The sequence below is a fragment of the Varibaculum cambriense genome (assembly GCF_022133705.1).
GTDB lineage: Bacteria > Actinomycetota > Actinomycetes > Actinomycetales > Actinomycetaceae > Varibaculum > Varibaculum cambriense_A.
The window spans coordinates 1-17,793 of sequence record NZ_JAKNHJ010000015.1 but is presented as its reverse complement, the minus strand read 5'-3'; the positions used below and the strand labels follow the sequence as shown (position 1 = coordinate 17,793).

Here is a 17,793-nt window from a genome sequence, read left to right as displayed (position 1 = left end):
GAATTCACTGAAGGATTTGGGGGAAATCATGAGGTATACATCTAATTTTAGGGAAACTACTATTTCTCGTCTCCTGTTTATTGCGGTCACTATTTCTGCTGCCGCGAACCTATTCTTAACTTCTTTAGGAGTTGCAGTAGCTTATGCAGCAGATACCGAAACGACCAGTGTAGGAGATAACCTCACTGCCTCCTGGGATCCGACAGCCAAAATCCTGACCGTCAGTGGCCATGGTCAGCTAGATCGAGCCAAATGGATGTCTGAAACTCCGGCCACCCACAATGAGCCCAATAGTAGATTCTGCGGAACTGTTAAAGATGCAAATGGCAACGCCAAGCCAGCCGAACCGCAGCCGGTGGAAATATAATTTATTCCTAATCCGGGCACCACCATAGATTTCCCACAAGATTCCAGCTTCCTTTTTTCCCACTGTGACAAGGCCAGCATCGACTTTCCGGATACTGGTATTGATACCGGCAAAGTCACCACGATGAGCTATATGTTCTATAAGGCGACGCTGGCGAACCCGAATACCTCTAACTGGGATACCAGCAAGGTGACCAGTATGAGCGGCATGTTCGGCGCCACCAAAGCAGCTAATCCCGATACTTCAAAGTGGAATACCAGCCAAGTCACCAGAATGAATGGAATGTTCCAGGGTGCGAAAGTAGCTAATCCGGATGTATCAAACTGGGATACCAGCCAAGTCACCGACTTGAGCGACATATTCAACGGAGCTACTGTTGCCACCCCGGATGTCGCCAATTGGGATACCAGCCAAGTCACCAACATGGAAGGTGTCTTTACTGCAGCAGCTGCCGCGAAACCAGATGTGTCAAAGTGGAAGACCAACAAAGTTACCAATATGCACAATATGTTTGCCGGAGCCAGCAGCATAGAAAATTTGGACGTATCTGGCTGGGATATTAGCCAGGTTGAGGAAGAGACCGTCGCAGACGTTTTCGCTACTGAGGGGCGCACGAGTGTACGGATCAAAGGCGCTGCTTTAAAGCGTAATATTTCTAGCTGGTTTAAGTTTATAGCCGACCCTTACCATATTCGTAATGTTGACGATGGCACGGTGTTAAACGCTACCCCGGGTGATGGGCAAACAGTTTCTGTCATGTTGGATTCGGTTAAAGACAAAATTGTAGATAAGGCCACCTACCTAATTCGCCCTAATGAAATAGTAAAAGTAACGGCAACTCCGACACAGGTTTGGCAAGGCGAACCACTGCCAGTCTTGGATTACCAGGTGGATGCGGCTCATAGCAAAGATTTACTCACCGGTGCTCTCAGAGCTGACTACGGGGCAGATACCCCGGCGGGACAGGTTGCGATTAAGCAAGGAACTTTAAAACTTAAAGACGCAGTAACCGGAGCATATTCACTAGAATTTACCGCAGGAATTCTCAATGTTAATGCTTGTCCAGAGCAACCGGAAGCTAAAGTTGATACTTCTAAGTGGGCTGATAACAATCACCCGGGGGCTAAAAATTGTGCCGATCGAAAGGTATACCAAAGTAGAACCATCACCACTACCCCTCATAAATGGGATAGCAATAAACATGAATGGGTTTTAGATACTGCAAACGCGAAGGAAAAAACTGAGAGTCAATCGCGGAATATGACCGACCAAGAAATCCACATATGCGCTGATAACCAACCTGGAAACCAGCCTTCCGTTACACCCACAGAGCATTCTGGTAAGCACCCCACTGTGCATCCAGTCCCTAAAATTGCTCCAGTGAAGAAAACTGAGCCTACTCAGGTAACCCAGATCTCCACTTTGCCTCAGACCGGGACTTTGGTTGGCCAAATCGCGCTTCTAGCTTGCTTGCTAGGGGCCGCCGGCAGCATTGTTTGCCGCTTGCGCCGCACCGCCCGCTAGCGGATCAGTTTATGACTCTCGGGGTTTGGTGAGGCGTTGGGGCGGCCAAGGAAAAATCCGATTAACGTGGGCAGCGTATTGGATGTATTCATCCCCGAATTCATTTTCAAGCCAGCGTTCTTCAGTGTGTTTCATCAAAACAGTCAACGCCACCCAATAGATGAACGGGAGGGTTAGTAGCCACCAGTTCACTTGTATGAGCAGCAGACCGCAGTTTAATAGCAGGAAGGAAGAATATACGGGATGCCTAACCCAAGCGTATATCCCGCTAGTCATAAGCTGACCAGTTTTAACGCTTTCGACCATGTGAGAGCCAAAAACAGCTGAAACCCACACGATTACCGCAACTACCATCACAACCAGACCCGCCGCAATCATGAGGTTATGCACCCAACTATTTCCGATAGTTCCGTTTGCGATCCAGCCTAAAAAATGGACAAGACTCGCTGCAATCGTGACGATAAAAATACCCGAAACCTATATCGGACCTACACCTAACACAGGCAAATGCGAAGCTCCGATTTTATTCATACAGCTATTTTCGCACCAGCCTAACCCGCTCTAGCAATGGCAGAAGTAGCTAACGCTATGGCAACCGCCGCAGAAGGAGAAGTAAAAGCAATATCCCGGGTGACCACGCCCCGCTTATTTTCTATGCGGATTGAACCATCACTAACTAGCTTTTGGTGACGACTAGCGCTAGCCGTATAGGAGTTAACCGTTGCCTGACTTCTGGCTTTACTCGTTTCCCAGCTAGCAACCACGATTGATTCCTTGAGAAGGAAAAACTCGCCATCAATCAGCTGCATCGAGGCATCTATCCCATCTTTTTGCTTATGTAGATGAAAAATAGGTGAAGAAACTATCTGAGCGTTATCTAGTTGCACAGTATTTTCTGGGGAACGCAAAACATTGACTCCCAGGATTGGCAAAATCAGCTTCACATTATCTAAGAACGACTCGGCTGATGCTCGTTGCGCTTCAGAAAGCTTCCTAACCCGAGGGGTTTGCCTGTTATCAGGCATAGAACAGCGCTCAGCATTCTTAGCGATTTCAACCAGACGGGCTTCTAAATAGCCCCAATGTCCCTCGTTAAAAGATCGTTGCAAGCTAGCGATAATAACGACCTTTTCCCACTGCGGCTTCTTTTTGTCATGATCGCGTAAGCGCTCAACAAAGTTTTCTGTCTTGCCTATATAGCACCAAGTGTTCTCAATAGCTTCAGGGTCATTCCCAAGAAGAATATACACACCATTACAAGCGATTGAGCTGAATGACCCCGTGTTTGCATGGGGTTTTTGAGACGTTTGAGTTTGTTTGAACCTCGTAGCGACTAGACATCATAGTTCTGCTAAAGTCAACACCGCTTTAGCAGGAATTTTTATGGTTTTTGCTTCTAATCATAAAGAGATTATTTGCGGAACTCGGGATGGTAAAAACTCAGCAAAATTGCCGCAGCTATCAGGACTGCGCAACATGTCATTGGTAGCCACGGAGAGAGTCCGTAAAGTGCGGTAGAGGCTATCGGTGCCACTACATAGGCTGCACCATTGTTAGCATTAATCAACCCGGCCAGCCCACCTTGCTCTTCGGGCTTCATTTGCAAAGTAGGCGCCGTGTTGTAGCCAGGCATCGCCAGGCCTAGACCAAAGCCTGTCAAGATGCTGGCCACGATGAACAGTCCAAGATTTAGTGGATAAACCAAGAGTAGTAACCCGAGAAGAACGATTATTAATCCTCTTCTAAAGAGCTTTTTAGCACCCCAGTTTAACCTTGGAGCCACCAAGGCCTGCGCCAGTATCATCACCACACCCATTATTGACATGCACAAAGCGGTGAGCCCTGCTGTTGCGCCGGCCGCTAGCTTCAAAACATCCTGCAGTAAAAAGCCGAAAAGTGTAGCCACGGTAGAAAAAGCAGTAAACATTAGGAAACCGCAAGCCAGGAACACGAATACTCTTGAATCAAAATAGGAAACTTTTGCCGGTTGAGCGACTTTTTCTTCGCCACCTGTGGGTTTGAATGTTAGCAGCAAAACGGCAACGCCAAAAAGCATGACCAGAGGCATCACCAGCAAGGGCATCATGAAACCTCCTATAGCTGCAAGGCTGCCGCCCAATAAGGCTCCAAGAATAGACGAGAATCCTTGTGCAGCGCCCAAGACTCCCAGACCTTTTACCCGTTGCGTCTCATTGTAGGTATGAGTCACAACGTAGGTTTGCGCGGCTGGGGAAACTGATGCGATGGCACCGCCGTACAGCACGCCCCTAGTTATAACTACTCCTATGATCAACGCTATGCCGGTGAGCAGACCCTTAAATCCTAGCCACACCACCATAGCGAATCCGCTTAGAGCCAGGATTCCGGCAAGCATGCCAATAAGCAGGATACGCCGAGATCCCCATCGCAATGAGACCCGTCCCCACCTGGTGGAGGTAAGAGAAAACATTATGGCTGCTAACGAAATGGTGGCGCCAATGTGCCATTCCTTCAGCCCGATTTCGCGCGATAGCGGAGCCAGAATTGGATTAAGAATCATTTGCCCCATATATGCCAGTAACACCGTCAAAAACAGGGGAAACAGTCCCGTTATTTTTGATTCGACTTTCTGGTTTCGTTCATTAGTGGCGCACATTAAAACATCCTTTCCAAAGTGAGCAGCCAATCAAGCTGAAACAATACTAGAACAATGTTCTAGTATTGTCGAGGTTGAGGGTATGCTGTTTTCGTGGGGAATAAAGACAAGCGGGTAAACACGGGTAGACGCGCCTGGCTGACGCAGGAAAAGATCATGTACACCGCAATGGAACTGACCCGAGAGTGCGGTCTAGAAAAATGGTCGATTCGTGACCTTGCGCAGCGTCTGGGAGTAGTTCCCTCTGTCATCTACCACCATTACCAAAACCGTGACGCCATTACCGCTTCTGTAATAGGCGAGATCACTAGCACCATCGAGCTACCGGACGAGCAGCTGGAATGGAAAGATTGGTTCATCTCCCTAGCAGAAAATGTCAGGCCTGTCTTTCTTGAATTCCCCGGAGTCACCGACAAACTGATGTATGGACATATGAACGCCGCGTTTATACCAATCTTGGAGGTGGCTTACGAAAAACTACGGGATGCTGGTTTTAGCCAGTACATTCACATCGCATACTCAATTATCATCAACACGATGCTGTGGAGCATTACTGCTCGCAACTTGCGCAGCCCAACCAAGCAGGAACAGCGCCACGACCTAGGCCAAATGATTACCCAACTTCAGCCCCTAGCTGTCTGCTCCACAACGCTGGCTGACATCATCCAGGGCTACTTAATTCCGCTAGCCAACCCGAAAAACGAAGACCGCATGAGTCAGGAATACTTTGAAATCATCATAGAAGTCGTACTCGCCGGTTTAGAGATAGCAATCTTGCCTCGCGAAAACGCCTAACGAACCCGTGAACAAGAGAAATCATCAATACTCATAAAATATTTCCCAAAATCGCAAGGCATCCAGCTAAGAGCAAAGCCTTTCAGCCTCTCCCTCTATTTCCTGCGATTTTCCAATAAATACAAGAAGATCCACTATATCCAGAGCTTCCCAAACAACTGGTACGACTACATCAAATACTGCACTACCAATGAACTAGCTATCGCCCTTCACAGTACACAGGCTTCTCCCAGGAATCCGCTATATCGGATACGAGGCGGATACCGGTTTTCACCACTATTCCATCGATGTTTCGAGTTTTAGAGCCTGTCCTTAAGAGTTTGCAATGATCAGGAAAGTCAAAAATCCGATGAACAAGATCTCCAGGACTAACCCGATGACGTTAATGACTTTTTCGCTCTTTTCAGGCCAGAATCTGGCTAGCAGAGCAAAAACTACTAAGCCAGTAGCGGCTCCAGCAGTGTTCATTATGACATCGGTGATATCGCTGACCCCAATAGCGAAAACGTACTGAACGACCTCGAATGCCACGCTTGCTAAAAACGGTGGGAGCAATTGAATTAACCATGAGCGCCGTTTCAACAACATCCTCATGTACAAGCCAAACGGGATGAAAATAAGGAAGTTGACCACGATCTCATCAAAGAAGTTCGACCCGTAAAGATTCGCAGAATCTGTAAATGGGATCAGATTTAAGTAGCGCGCATGCCGCATGCTCAGTATGTCGTCAACGCTGGTGGCGAATTTGAACAGCACCATCCACAACAACAAGAGCAGATAAATCCCGAACACTGCATAGGTCAAGCGTCGCGTTTTCTCTCTCATGCCCCAATTCTATCTCTCGATGACATCTAACGAAAATTACTACCCAAAAGGAGAAACATCATGGCAACTATTGGTTTAGACAAGCTCTACTACGCGAGCATTAGCGAAGATCCCACTAGCGGTGAGGAAACCTATGCCGTTCCTAAACCGCTCGCTAAAGCAATATCTGCAGAATTGTCTGTGGAGGTGGCTGAGGCAATTTTGTATGCCGATGACGGGGCATCCGAGATTGTCAAGGAATTCAAATCTGGAACGCTCACTCTTGGGGTTGATGATCTCGGGGCAGAGGCTGCAGCTGCCTTAACTGGTGCGAGACTGGACGCCAACGGGGTACTTATCAGCACTTCTGAGGATGGTGGCGCACCCGTGGCTATTGGTTTTAGAGCTGCACACTCTAACGGGAAGTACCAGTATTTTTGGCTTTACCGCGTCAAATTTGCTCTGCCGGGAACCACGCTGGCAACCAAAGCTGATTCGATCACGTTCTCTACCCCGAGTATTGAGGGCACAATCCTGCGGCGTAACAAACCAGACGCTACCGGCAAGCATCCATGGAAAGCCGAAGTCACCGAAGGAGCGGTCGGCGTAAAGCCTGAAACCATTACTGGCTGGTACACCCAGGTGTATGAGCCTGCCGCTACAACCAGCCCTAAACCGACAAACAACTAGAACAGCAGGTAAGCCATGACAGCGAAAACCCAAACCAGCCCGGCAAGTACCTCTTTGAAAAGCGCGACAATCACTATCGCAGGTCAAGAATACGAACTCGTCCTGACTACCCGCGCGACCCGCCTTATAGCTCAACGTTACGGAGGGCTAGAACATTTAGGTCAAGCCCTGGAAACTAGCGAAGATATGGATAAGTCACTCGGTGAGGTAATCTGGCTTATCGCCCTGCTCGCTAACCAGTCCGTACAAATACACAACCTCACCCATCCAGACGATAAGCGCCCAGAGCTGACCGCAGAAGCAGTGGAGTTACTAACTGTGCCTGCAGATTTAGCTGACTACCGAGAGGCTATCGCCCAGGCACTCCAACGCGGCACCCGGCGAGCAATCATGACCGAGACCCCAGACCCAAAAGGGCAAACCAAGAAAAAGGACACTTAATAGATAGTGACGAGGCAATCTTTACCCGCCTGACCTATATCGGGCTCGCCCACCTGGGACTGACCCGCATGCAAATCGAGCTGACCATATTCGGTGAACTATTGGACCTGGTGGATTGCTGGCGTATCGAAACCGGCAGAGCCCAGCCGAAACGCATCTGGTTTATCGACGATATTATTCCTGCTGGGGTTTAGCGATCTAAATGTTTCGTGAGATAACAGGCGAATAGCTGAGGATGGGCGGCGTGCCACTGGTGCCCTGCACCTTGGATCACTTCTAGGTGAGCTGTGGGGATAAGACCGGCGATTTTGCGGGCTGCAGGCAGGTTTGCTTTATCTTTGCTGCCGCAAACCACAGTTACGGGCATCGCTAAAGCTGGAAGCTGCGAAGTAAGGTCTAAATCTTTCAAACTATCGAGCACGCCCACCAGCTCAGGTTTGCTAAGCTGCGGCGGACAGACCCATTTTGTTGGTAGAACTCGCATTAGTGTCTTTTGCAGATTCATCAACAGTTTTGGGGGTTTAGCTTGCGGAGCTGAAACAAACAGTGAAGACACCTTATCTGGATGGGTGAGCGCGATATTTAAAGCAATCACTGCACCCAACGATAACCCGACCAAGTGAACTGGTTCGGTCAGAGAGTCAGCAATCTGGGTACATACGTCTTCGAGCGACCAGCAAGCCAGCGGTGGTTTCGTTCTCAAAACGTCTAGAGATATGCACTCGGTTTGTGGCAGCTGTTTTATTACTGGGTTCCAAACATCACGGGTTTCACCCAACCCGTGCAAGAACACTACCTTTTGCGCATCGCTCATTTACGCAGCGCGAAAAAACCTGCAACCAGGCTAGTTATCAGAAAACCAGCAGCATTTCCGATAGCGGTGACCGGTGAAATCACGTGCGTGAACCCGAAAATAGCAAAACAGATAGCTGCAAATAATAGCCCAACGGCTACCAGCATTAACCAGTTACGCACTCGCGCATTGCTCTTTCCCATATACGCCCTTTCCCTTTTACGTGCTCGTTCACTGATTATCCCATAACTGTCGTTACCGGAAAGAAAGGTAAACGCCCATGGCTGATTCATCTTTCGGTTTGAAGATTGGCCTTGAAAGTGAGCTAAAAGAACTCATACCGACACCACTAGAACAGCGTTATTTGCGAATCAGAGAGCCGCATTTTTCATCTCCGTTAACGAGTTAAACCCTAAAACCCTACCTGAAAAGGGAAAACATCATACTAGGTAACGCAAAAGGGTACTTATCAGACTTGACGTCCTAGCAGAAAAGTAGTTGCTAGACTTTTAGACACGCGGTAGTATGTTATGCAAGGAACATGGTTAAGCAAGGAGGGGCTGGTGTCTGAGTCACAGTTACGCAAGGGCGCTGTTGAACTGGTTGTCCTTGGATTGCTTTCGTCTCGTCCTTCTTACGGGGGGCAGCTTGTAGAGCGTTTTCGTGAGGAAGCGGGGTTGGAGATTTCGACGGGTACGTTATATCCGCTGCTTGCGCGGCTACGTAAATCAGGGTTGGTAGTTACGGCTTGGCAGGAGTCTCCGGTAGGGCCGCCGAGGAAGATTTATAAGCTCGCAAAATCTGGGAAGAATCGCTTATTGCAGATGCGCCGCGAGTGGGAGGCGCTTGATTGTGCTGTGAAGCGAACAACGCAGAAAGGAATACGGTAATGAAGTGGTTCGGTAAGGACGCAGAAGGGCAGGCGCGAGTTTTGGGGATGCCTGTCTCCGGGCTGTGGTTAGGGCGCTCTGATGCTGCGTTGGATGGTTTTGAACCAGAGAATCCGCGCTTGTTCATTCCTCGAAAATACGGACTGGGTTGGGACGTTAATCTGGGTGCTGTTGGTGTGCGTTTAGGGCTAATTCGACCCGATGATTCTCTACCGGACTTGGCCAGCTATGTCCCCACACGTCTAAAGCGAGGCATTAGGCTCACCACTATTGCTGGTGGGATTGGGGTTGCGTTCTTGGCGGTACTCCTTAGTCGCAAGGAGCAGGTTCTCCTCCAGCGCTCAACACGCGGAGGGTCTGAAAGATTTATTACTGGCAGGCAGGCTGCGCTAGCTCCAGTGGTTTTAACGACCGTTGCAGCACTAGCGCCACAGGTCTTCCGACGCGATGACCCAGAATCCGAAGATGCCGTGCGTTTGGCTAATCAGGCTGATCTGATGGGCGTTGAAGCCATGTCCATAGCCTGGCTTGCAGCAATGCGTCGGGCTGGCGACAAGCGGAAAATGAGCCGCCGGTCGATGGTGCCCATTGTTGCTTTATGGCCCCTCGTTGCTGGCGCTTGCCAACTCGCTTATGTAAAAACCGCGTTAGCCAGGGTAAAAACCCGGCTACATAATTCAGGAGACAAGTAATGAACCCTATAGATAAACTGTTGGATTTGCCGACCCCAGCATTAATAGGAGTTTGCATCCTTATAGGAGTGCAACTGGTAGCGGTGGTCTGGTCTTTGATTTGCTTGCTGCGCGATAAACGAACTCACATTGCCGGCTTAAATCGCCTAGTGTGGCTCTTGGTTATCATCTTTGGCCAAGTGATTGGGCCAATCGTCTTTTTGGTTATGTACTTTCACGAACAAAGACAGCTTAAGGTACAGCGTGAATATGAACAGAAAGCCACAGCCAAGCATCACCAGGTTGATGCGAGTTCAGTGGTAAGCAAGCTGTATCCGAAGGAATGAAAATGGATTTAGCAGTCTGTACTAAAGATTTGTCCAAAACCTTCGGTAAGCACCAAGTACTAAACAACATAAACCTTCGAGTTCCTACCGGCTCCTGTTATGGGTTTGTGGGAGCGAACGGGGCTGGCAAAACCACCACCATGAGGATCCTTGCAGGACTGGCCGGAGCCAGTAGTGGCAGCACCACCGTGCTGGGAGTTAGTCGAGGCAAACTTCCGGTCAAACCGATCCCTGGCGTGTCTTACCTGACTGATGTCCCCCAGATTAGCCCCTGGCTTAAAGCCAAGGATGCGCTCATCACTCTCGCCCGCCTTGGTGGAATCTCCCCAGACCTTGCAGCCGAAAGAAGCGACGAACTACTCAATCTGGTTAACCTCGACAAAGCCCCCGGAAGAATCGGCTCCTTTTCTAGAGGCATGAAGCAACGGATGGGAATAGCCGCAGCACTCGTTACTGCCCCGAAACTACTACTGATAGACGAACCAACCAGCGCTCTTGACCCAATCGGGCGAGCAGATATTCTGGGGCTACTACGCGAGTTAACCGGGCAGATAACGATAGTATTTTCCTCCCACATCCTCAGCGATGTCGCTAAAGTCTCTACCCACGTGGGGATCTTGCATCGCGGTAGCCTGCTAGCTCAAGGACAGTTAGGCGAGCTGGTCAATCAGCGAACTAAACACGTTACCCTTGATGTCACGGTGCGTTCAGACGTTGCCACCGCCGTGGCTAAGGCTATCTATAGCCTCGATTCTGCCGCAAAGATTCACCCCACCTTTAGCGGCTTAGATGAACTTTTCACCAAACTAACTAAGGACGGCGGTAAAAAATCGTGAATACCTCGAGTTTCAGATTGATCTGGCGCTATCAAGCTGTCTGGCTCCTACGCTCCTATGGGACATGGATTATAGGTGGGGTATTCGTTATCCTTGCTCTCACCCAAGGATTGTTTACCCAATACACGCCGCGAATCATCAGATTTCTGGCCGGATCAGAAGTAACCACGCTAATACAGTCACTACCAGAACCCTCCTGGCAGCAAGCCTACGCGGGATGGATAAAGAACCTTACCCAAATTCTTACCGTAATCCTGGTTGCAATGAACTCTTTTCGTTGCAGCGTGCTTACCGGCAATGGTGACATTCCTTTTATTTTCCCTGGTAGCGTGCAGCGCTCTCACTACCTCATCAGCTTTGCTATCAGCAGCTGGATATCTACCCTATTCCTTGCAGTCTTCAGCGCTACCCTGGCTTGGGCAGGAACATCACTGTTATTCCCAGCCGCTAATCCCGCCCCGATCATCTTGGCTAGTTTGGTATGGGCGCTACAAATCATTCTCATTCACGCAACACAAACGGTCGCAGCCACTTTTAAACCAGGCATCGGCATACCCCTTGCGGCCGGATTTGGAGCCTACCTACTAATAACGATGTCAGCGATATTTATCCAGGAGGGCAACAAAACTCCCCTTGGCCTCGCCCCCATAATCAACAACCTCGCTCAAGACACACTCGAGGCACCTTGGGTCTGGCCAATCACCAGCAGCCTACTGCTAATCATTGCGCTACTTTTCACCGCCACTTACGTATACAACAGAGTAGAACTTAACTAAAAGCCAAACACGGGCGAGAAAAATAGATCCAACCGAAAAATAGAAATAGAACCACCATCGCGAGCACGGGAGCGAACGCCACCTATCATCCGTTAGCTAGTTAAACCCCAAAACCCTATGCGAACAGGGAAAACATCACGCTAGGTAACGCAAAACCCAAACCCGCTAACGCAGGCGATTTTTCACCCCCCCCTAAGCGATACTCGCTAACGCAAAAGGGTACTTATCAAATCCGACGTCTAAGTGGATGTTTGGACGTCGGATTTGATAAGGGTCTCGCTGGCTGCTCACCCGTGTTTACTAGGGTTTTTGTGCTTTCTGAGCGAGGTTGTCCCGCCCAGAGCCCTCGATTAAACGGTTTCACTGGCGTATCACCGCGAGCCTGTCGTCCTTGCTGTCGTGGCTGAGGGGGGGGCGCCCGGCGGGTTGCGTTGGTGTGTTCGGAGTCAGGGGTCTACATCTCCAAGAAAACATGAACATACCTGGGTCTACCGCAAGTACAAGTGACATTCTTATACAAACTAGGGCCTCGCCGCCCTGACCGCTGTTTCAGACTCTATTAGTGTGCCGTCACTGCAGTGTTCTTGTTGTTGTGGCGGAGCACGGCAGTAATGGACCCTCCACAGCTGTTCCACCTCTTGATGTTTAGCACGCCGACACTGTAGTGGGAGGCGATACAACGATACGACCGACTTAACATCATTTCCAGCAGGTATCAGCGCAGTCTGGCAGGCATGTCTATTAGGGCAGGCGTTTTGTGATCCATTCGAGGATGCGTATTTGAGAAGACGTTGCTCCAGACCACGTGCCGGCATGATCGGCACCCGGGCGGATTTCCAACTCTATGTGCGATCCAGTTTCGCGCATACGGTCAACCCATTCTAAAGCATGTCGGTTATTGACTTTGTTATCCAGTTCATTGAGAGCTAAAAAGGCGTCTGGCATCCTAACGGGAGGAACGTTTTCAAGCGGCGAGTAGCCCGCAATATACTTCCTAATATTGAGATCAGAAATGGGGTTACCGTACTCTTTCCAATCAGTAATAGTCAGCGGTTCATCGGGGTCCATGAGAGCACGAAGCGGCGAGACGAACGGAGCGACCAGTATGAGACTATCGAAAAGATCAGGCGACATATTCGCGGCTGCTGCTACCAACAACCCCCCGGCACTAGCCCCTAGCGCAAACAATTTATAGTCTGGGTTTAGACTAGTTCCGTTGGTCTTAATATATTCACAGACATCAAGAAAATCCCCGATAGAGTCAAGTTTATGCAACCTCGTTCCCTGTTGGTGCCACTGAACACCAAATTCTCCGCCGCCTCGAACGTGCGCGAGTGCGATATCAACGCCGCGTTCAAGCATCATTGCGTACAGTGGATTGAAGCTACGGGGTAATGACCGTCCATAGGCTCCGTAACCGACAACTAGGCAACCCTTTGCCGGCTGCATACTAGCGCTCGACGAGGCCATTGTTAACCCTGCGGACGAGTTGCCATCCAAGCGACTTAGAGTGCGAACGACGCCGTATCTACTCTCCTTCATTTTTGGTAGTACATCAAAAAGATAGGAGGATGGAGATTGGCGATTACACAATCTTCTGTTGAGGGGGATTCGCAACAGCTCCGGTGGTGCGACTAAGCTCGAAATAGCTATATCGACATAAGGCTGCCACCAGTCCATCGGGCGCATTAGCGCTGAATTCACATGCGATGGCAGGTGAAGAGTCGATCGAACCTCCAAAGTTATTCCACCATTACCGCAGTATGTGTAAGAAAAGACAACTACATCTACAGAAAGCCCATCGGGGAGGAAGGCGACAAGGCTTTCTTTTCCTAGGTAAACCGAGGTCGCACACGTCAAAGACCGGTTCGCTTCTCCGTTAAATGAGCACCTTACCCCTATGGCACGTCCGTCGTTGAGCCTAAAACTACTCAGGTAGCCCCCAGAGGCCGCACCACTGTGCTCGATGAGAAATGCGAAGTCTATCCCTTCGCACTCTAAATGCTCGAATGTATAATGTTTGGAAGCTAATCCTGTCGCAACTTCGATGCCGGAGTGTATCTGGGTAGTATCGAGATCAATGAGAGTAAACACGCGACGCGAGCTAGATGTATGTATTACTTTCAGAAATCTTTGTGATGGGGTGCGGCTTACGCTGAGGTTGTCGCCGCTATGTCCGGCAAAAAGACATATTGGATGCTGCGCTTTACGGCTATCAGCTATAATGGCCCACAGTGATTTAGAATGATGTGACGAGGAGGGGCAGGTGAAGTAAATTCCTTCACCGTTTTTCGACAGATATATTCGGTCTAGCATCCATCCGCGAAGAGATTTGCTGAAAACTATGCGCTGAGACTTAGCCTCACGAACATCAAGTCGAATTATATCGTCAGATGGTGAACGTGTAGCCGAACAGGTATAGTTGCCGTCCCTTGAAATATCTTGACTTATGACTTCTGAGTATTCCGTTTGATTATGGTGAAACACAGGATGTGCAGAGGGGCGCAACCGCTGCATGTTGTGCTCATCAAGATCCCAGTCGTCCGGATCGCTGATCGGAACGCGCATTAAGAGACCAGTGGCGCTATCCGAGTAGTACCACCATTCTCCGTGTCTCGCCCATTTGGTTTGTGCCGCCGTATTAGTGAGGGCAGCAAGATTCTCGAACTGGCTAATCAGAGTTGGCTTCATGGGGGCTGTTCCCGTTGTTCAGCATGTTGAGGGTCTCAAAGACCTCACGGGGTGAAGGATGTTCCAATATGCTGTTAACGCGGCCGTCGTAGAGCACCAACACCCGATCTGACTGTGCCGCGAGTTCAATGTCATGTGTCACGATCACCACTGTGGAGCCCGCACGAGCTGCTTCTCGAAGGAGATTGGCAATGACTTTGCTGGCTTGAGAATCGAGTGCGCCAGTGGGTTCATCTGCAAAAACAATTTTCGATTGATTGAAAAGAATACGAGCAACTGCAACACGTTGCTGTTCGCCCCCTGAGAGGGTCTGCGGTTTCGCGTTGATTTGATTCGATAGGCCGAGTTTATTTAGCAGTGCTTTCGCGGCAGCGGGATCAGCGTCAGCGCCCGACAACTGGGCAGGTAACATCACATTCTCAATCGACGTCAAAGACTGAATGAGGTTGTAATCTTGGAAGACGAAACCGACGTTATCGCGCCTCAGCCGCGAGATATCTGGAAGGCTTAGCTGGGTAATATCGACACCACAAAGCTCAACTTTGCCATCATCGCACGACTCAAGTCCGGAAAGACAGTACAGTAAGGTACTCTTACCACTACCTGAGGGTCCCACAACAGAAACCAACTCGCCGTCACACGCCTGGAAGGACACATCCTGAAGAACCTGCCTTGTTAGCCCCTCACGCCCTGGGACGACATAACTCTTATTGAGACTCTGACAACACACCCGAGCCGTTGTTTCTCGTGTCATGATTTCATCACCTTTCATCTCGCGATCTAAATTACCCGCGATCCCCTACTTGATATCTCCCGACTGAACATAATCAAGCCTGCGATGTGTAGACAATGAGCTCACTAAGAAAATTCCCAGTCCAAGCAGCGCTAATACGAACGGAGTCAGACTAGGCCATATGAAACTTGCGTCAGGAATCGGGCCGTATCGGACAGCGAGATAGAAACCCAATCCGTTGACGAAATACACCATGAGCGAAATCAGCAATGCAGTCCCTACAAGCATGACTGACTCAAAAACCAATTTAGAATAAAGTTGCCTTTTGGTTGCCCCTAGGACGAACAGCATACTTGCGTCCCTGCGCTTCTTAGCGCCGGTGCCAATGGCGATTCCTCCGGCATTTATCAAAGAAATGAGAACCGGAAGACCGAGGAGCTGCACAAGACCACCGATGTCGATTCCCTTTCCAGCAAAGGCAACACCAAACGCTCTCGCCGCATCCTGTGCCTGCCCAACATAACCAAAGACTCCGGTTACCAGGACAAGGGAGACTGTCAACGGAATGACAAGAGCAGTTGAAATCTCTAAGTCATGTTCGGACTGGCGGCTGGCCAAAAACCAAGACTTTGACCATCGTTTGGGCACAACTGCCGTCCACACACGCAGGAAGCGACCGACAAAATACTTGCCTACTGAACCCACAAGCACAGCATATGCCAACGCCGTTCCCAAATAAATAAAAGTCGTCTTCTGCGTTATATCGGTAATACTGCTGTGGGGTGACGTGCGATTCGCCAAGAAGAGAAGATATCCAATAAGGTACAGCGCAAGTCCTCCGACTAACCAACTGCCCCAGCTAAATCGCCGCACCGCCACAGAATCAGATTTCAGCACCAATACAGGTCGGACATTCGCAGCTTGCCGACCTGCCTTCATGCCACCCAAAACCGCAGTGACGCTAAGGGCAAAGACAACAATAGGAAACACCGCAAGCGGCGGAACACCTAGCGTCAGCGCATAAGGCATATCCGCAGCGTGTAACACAAGTCTCCAGATGGGCCAAAGCCCGAAAGCGCCAGCTGCGCCGACAAGTGTACCCACCGCAGTAGCAATCGAAATCTCAACCAGCGCAACGATCTTAGCCTGCTGCTCACTAACCCCAGCAAGTCGCCAGACGACAATATCCCTGCGCTGTAGCGTGACTGCAACTCGTGAACTGGATGAGATCGCAAATACCGAAACCAGGATTAACAGCACAATACCGGTAGAACCGGATTCAACGTAAGCCTGTCCGATCTGACCATCAAACTCGCTCCCTCGGACCAGGCTGCCGATGTAAAATGACACGCCCATGGCGGTAAAGGCTGATGTAAACGCGAGTGCTATCCAGGGAGCGAGATCTTTGGCTAGTTCTTTGCGAGCAAGTCGAACAAGGGGCCAATCTGTGCTCCGCATTTTCCGAAAACATAGACGAGTATGCACGCTAAACCCCACTCCCCACGTTGATATACATCAATATACCCGCAATTCCTATCAAACTAACCACCCACCTGAGTCAATTGTCGGTAGAGGGAGCAACGGCTGCGGACGGCCTCAAGCGATCCTGAGTCCACCAGTCGCCCCTTGTCGAAAACAATGACATTATCCGCTGCTTCAATCAGCGCGGGTCGATGAGCGATCATAAGTACCGTTTTATTCATTACGTAACCTTTAAGAAAGGAGGCTATCTTTTTCTGAGCAATCTCGTCGACGTTGGACGTCGACTCATCAAGTAGCAATATATCTTTATCGGAAAGCAGCGTGCGAGCCAATGCAAGCCGCTGCCTTTCGCCTCCGCTTAACAAAACGCCATGCTCGCCGACATACGCATCTATGTCGCGGCCAAGATCATCTGCCAGATGATCCAGTCCAACTACTTCGAGTGCTCTCGCACATTCCTCTCGTGTTACCTTGGAAAGTCCGAGACAGAGGTTGTCCTGAACAGTGCCAGATAGAAGGGGTGCATTTTGCTCGACGTACGCAAAATGCGATCGAACTTCTTCTATTGTCATTGAAGTTAATGGCTGACCCATTATGTAGATCTGCCCATACCTTAAGGGATAGAAGCATTCCAAAAGGGAAAAAACGGTACTCTTGCCAGCTCCGGATGGGCCGATAATCGCTGTGATCTTGTTCCGCGCTACGTCAAGGCTGACTCCGTTTAGTGCCCAGGAAATCTCGGAGTTGCGAGGTCTTTCTGCACCATCAGCGACTGCATCGTAAGTAAAACTCACGCCCCGCATAGATATCACGGCGTCAGGATTCTCTATTGAGTCTGTTGCTTGGAGTTTTGTGCATGTTTGTCTTGCTGTCTCGCGAGGTATTTCTTCAATGCAGGATAGCCTTTGATAGGCGCCCGCAGCCCGAAATAAACTTGTCAATGTCGGGCCTATAGAGGCGACAGGCATGAACATCATCATCATATAAAGGAGGAAAGTCACTAGCGCCGAGGCGGAAAGAGAGCGAGTGACGGGAATCGAACCCGCATGACCAGCTTGGAAGGCTGGGGCTCTACCATTGAGCTACACTCGCAACTGGCTTTCGCTTCGAGTTAACGGAAGCCGCGAAAAACAGTGTAACCTATAGAAGGTCAGAAAATAAAACTGACGGGGCGTGGCGCAGCTTGGTAGCGCACCTGCTTTGGGAGCAGGGAGTCGCAGGTTCAAATCCTGTCGCCCCGACTCTGTGATCTCCCGAGACATATGTCCGCATATGTCGCGGGATTTTTTGGGTTTTTGGGGTGGGTGTTTCGGGTCAT

General features: G+C 49.8%; 21 protein-coding genes and 2 tRNA genes. 12 read left to right on the top strand and 11 right to left on the bottom strand.

Features of this window, described 5'->3' with window-relative positions:
* The first annotated feature begins 28 nt into the window (after nt 1-28).
* Entirely contained in the window at nt 29-367 is a 339-nt protein-coding gene (locus L0M99_RS07700; RefSeq protein ID WP_038109034.1) for a hypothetical protein, read from the top strand.
* Nucleotides 368-370: 3 nt separating this feature from the next.
* Nucleotides 371-1,891 carry a BspA family leucine-rich repeat surface protein gene (locus tag L0M99_RS07695; RefSeq protein ID WP_337954210.1) on the top strand — a complete coding sequence of 507 codons (1,521 nt, stop codon included), beginning with the start codon at nt 371-373 and terminating at the stop codon, nt 1,889-1,891.
* A gap of 9 nt (nt 1,892-1,900) precedes the next feature.
* On the opposite strand, the gene L0M99_RS07690 is transcribed toward L0M99_RS07695, so the two are convergent.
* The 3 genes from L0M99_RS07690 to L0M99_RS07680 form a co-directional block, all read right to left on the bottom strand.
* On the bottom strand, nt 1,901-2,281 hold the full coding sequence (locus L0M99_RS07690) for a methyltransferase family protein (RefSeq protein ID WP_024058991.1): 381 nt from the start codon (nt 2,279-2,281) through the stop codon (nt 1,901-1,903).
* A 161-nt stretch (nt 2,282-2,442) separates the two neighbouring features.
* Complete coding sequence (locus L0M99_RS07685) at nt 2,443-3,000, bottom strand: DUF4357 domain-containing protein (protein ID WP_238128279.1); 558 nt, start codon at nt 2,998-3,000, stop codon at nt 2,443-2,445.
* Nucleotides 3,001-3,302: 302 nt separating this feature from the next.
* Nucleotides 3,303-4,526 (bottom strand): MFS transporter, encoded by a 1,224-nt coding sequence (locus L0M99_RS07680; protein WP_024058993.1) that lies wholly within the window; start codon nt 4,524-4,526, stop codon nt 3,303-3,305.
* Nucleotides 4,527-4,619: 93 nt separating this feature from the next.
* Between L0M99_RS07680 and L0M99_RS07675 the strand changes: the two genes are divergently transcribed.
* Nucleotides 4,620-5,321 carry a TetR/AcrR family transcriptional regulator gene (locus tag L0M99_RS07675; protein ID WP_038109036.1) on the top strand — a complete coding sequence of 234 codons (702 nt, stop codon included), beginning with the start codon at nt 4,620-4,622 and terminating at the stop codon, nt 5,319-5,321.
* Nucleotides 5,322-5,633: 312 nt separating this feature from the next.
* On the opposite strand, the gene L0M99_RS07670 is transcribed toward L0M99_RS07675, so the two are convergent.
* The gene (locus L0M99_RS07670) at nt 5,634-6,146 is read right to left on the bottom strand and encodes a VanZ family protein (RefSeq protein ID WP_038109038.1); all 513 of its coding nucleotides are present in this window, start codon (nt 6,144-6,146) and stop codon (nt 5,634-5,636) included.
* 60 nt (nt 6,147-6,206) lie between these two features.
* Between L0M99_RS07670 and L0M99_RS07665 the strand changes: the two genes are divergently transcribed.
* From L0M99_RS07665 to L0M99_RS09860, 3 genes are all read left to right on the top strand, one after another.
* Nucleotides 6,207-6,815, top strand: a complete 609-nt coding sequence (locus tag L0M99_RS07665; RefSeq protein WP_238128278.1) for a major tail protein — start codon at nt 6,207-6,209, stop codon at nt 6,813-6,815.
* A gap of 15 nt (nt 6,816-6,830) precedes the next feature.
* Complete coding sequence (locus tag L0M99_RS07660) at nt 6,831-7,256, top strand: hypothetical protein (RefSeq protein ID WP_024058997.1); 426 nt, start codon at nt 6,831-6,833, stop codon at nt 7,254-7,256.
* Nucleotides 7,257-7,324: 68 nt separating this feature from the next.
* Complete coding sequence (locus tag L0M99_RS09860; RefSeq protein ID WP_024058998.1) at nt 7,325-7,450, top strand: hypothetical protein; 126 nt, start codon at nt 7,325-7,327, stop codon at nt 7,448-7,450.
* Here L0M99_RS09860 and L0M99_RS07655 read toward each other — a convergent pair.
* Nucleotides 7,447-8,070 carry an alpha/beta fold hydrolase gene (locus L0M99_RS07655; RefSeq protein WP_238128277.1) on the bottom strand — a complete coding sequence of 208 codons (624 nt, stop codon included), beginning with the start codon at nt 8,068-8,070 and terminating at the stop codon, nt 7,447-7,449. The genes L0M99_RS09860 and L0M99_RS07655 overlap by 4 nt on opposite strands.
* Nucleotides 8,067-8,252, bottom strand: coding sequence for a hypothetical protein (locus L0M99_RS07650; RefSeq protein WP_024059000.1), 186 nt, complete (start codon nt 8,250-8,252; stop codon nt 8,067-8,069). Before L0M99_RS07650 ends, L0M99_RS07655 begins: the two co-directional genes overlap by 4 nt.
* A gap of 360 nt (nt 8,253-8,612) precedes the next feature.
* Between L0M99_RS07650 and L0M99_RS07645 the strand changes: the two genes are divergently transcribed.
* From L0M99_RS07645 to L0M99_RS07625, 5 genes are read left to right on the top strand one after another with little or no spacing between them, the layout of a single operon-like run.
* Nucleotides 8,613-8,939 carry a PadR family transcriptional regulator gene (locus tag L0M99_RS07645; RefSeq protein ID WP_238128276.1) on the top strand — a complete coding sequence of 109 codons (327 nt, stop codon included), beginning with the start codon at nt 8,613-8,615 and terminating at the stop codon, nt 8,937-8,939.
* Nucleotides 8,939-9,631, top strand: a complete 693-nt coding sequence (locus L0M99_RS07640; protein WP_238128275.1) for a DUF5808 domain-containing protein — start codon at nt 8,939-8,941, stop codon at nt 9,629-9,631. The genes L0M99_RS07645 and L0M99_RS07640 overlap by 1 nt, the downstream gene beginning before the upstream one ends.
* Complete coding sequence (locus L0M99_RS07635; RefSeq protein WP_238128274.1) at nt 9,631-9,957, top strand: PLD nuclease N-terminal domain-containing protein; 327 nt, start codon at nt 9,631-9,633, stop codon at nt 9,955-9,957. Before L0M99_RS07640 ends, L0M99_RS07635 begins: the two co-directional genes overlap by 1 nt.
* 2 nt (nt 9,958-9,959) lie before the next feature.
* A complete protein-coding gene (locus L0M99_RS07630; RefSeq protein WP_238128273.1) occupies nt 9,960-10,793 on the top strand; it encodes an ABC transporter ATP-binding protein in 834 nt (277 codons plus the stop codon).
* Nucleotides 10,790-11,569 (top strand): hypothetical protein, encoded by a 780-nt coding sequence (locus L0M99_RS07625; protein ID WP_238128272.1) that lies wholly within the window; start codon nt 10,790-10,792, stop codon nt 11,567-11,569. The genes L0M99_RS07630 and L0M99_RS07625 overlap by 4 nt, the downstream gene beginning before the upstream one ends.
* A gap of 741 nt (nt 11,570-12,310) precedes the next feature.
* Here the strand turns inward: L0M99_RS07625 and L0M99_RS07620 are convergent.
* The 5 genes from L0M99_RS07620 to L0M99_RS07600 form a co-directional block, all read right to left on the bottom strand.
* Complete coding sequence (locus L0M99_RS07620) at nt 12,311-14,260, bottom strand: prolyl oligopeptidase family serine peptidase (RefSeq protein ID WP_238128271.1); 1,950 nt, start codon at nt 14,258-14,260, stop codon at nt 12,311-12,313.
* Nucleotides 14,241-15,032 (bottom strand): ABC transporter ATP-binding protein, encoded by a 792-nt coding sequence (locus L0M99_RS07615; RefSeq protein ID WP_143236765.1) that lies wholly within the window; start codon nt 15,030-15,032, stop codon nt 14,241-14,243. The genes L0M99_RS07620 and L0M99_RS07615 overlap by 20 nt, the downstream gene beginning before the upstream one ends.
* A gap of 27 nt (nt 15,033-15,059) precedes the next feature.
* Nucleotides 15,060-16,343 (bottom strand): FtsX-like permease family protein, encoded by a 1,284-nt coding sequence (locus L0M99_RS07610; RefSeq protein ID WP_238128270.1) that lies wholly within the window; start codon nt 16,341-16,343, stop codon nt 15,060-15,062.
* A 191-nt stretch (nt 16,344-16,534) separates the two neighbouring features.
* Nucleotides 16,535-17,458, bottom strand: a complete 924-nt coding sequence (locus L0M99_RS07605) for an ATP-binding cassette domain-containing protein (protein WP_238128269.1) — start codon at nt 17,456-17,458, stop codon at nt 16,535-16,537.
* Nucleotides 17,459-17,496: 38 nt separating this feature from the next.
* A tRNA-Gly gene (locus L0M99_RS07600) sits at nt 17,497-17,567 on the bottom strand.
* A 75-nt stretch (nt 17,568-17,642) separates the two neighbouring features.
* On the opposite strand from L0M99_RS07600, the gene L0M99_RS07595 reads away from it, so the two are divergent.
* A tRNA-Pro gene (locus L0M99_RS07595) sits at nt 17,643-17,716 on the top strand.
* The last annotated feature ends 77 nt before the right edge of the window (nt 17,717-17,793 follow it).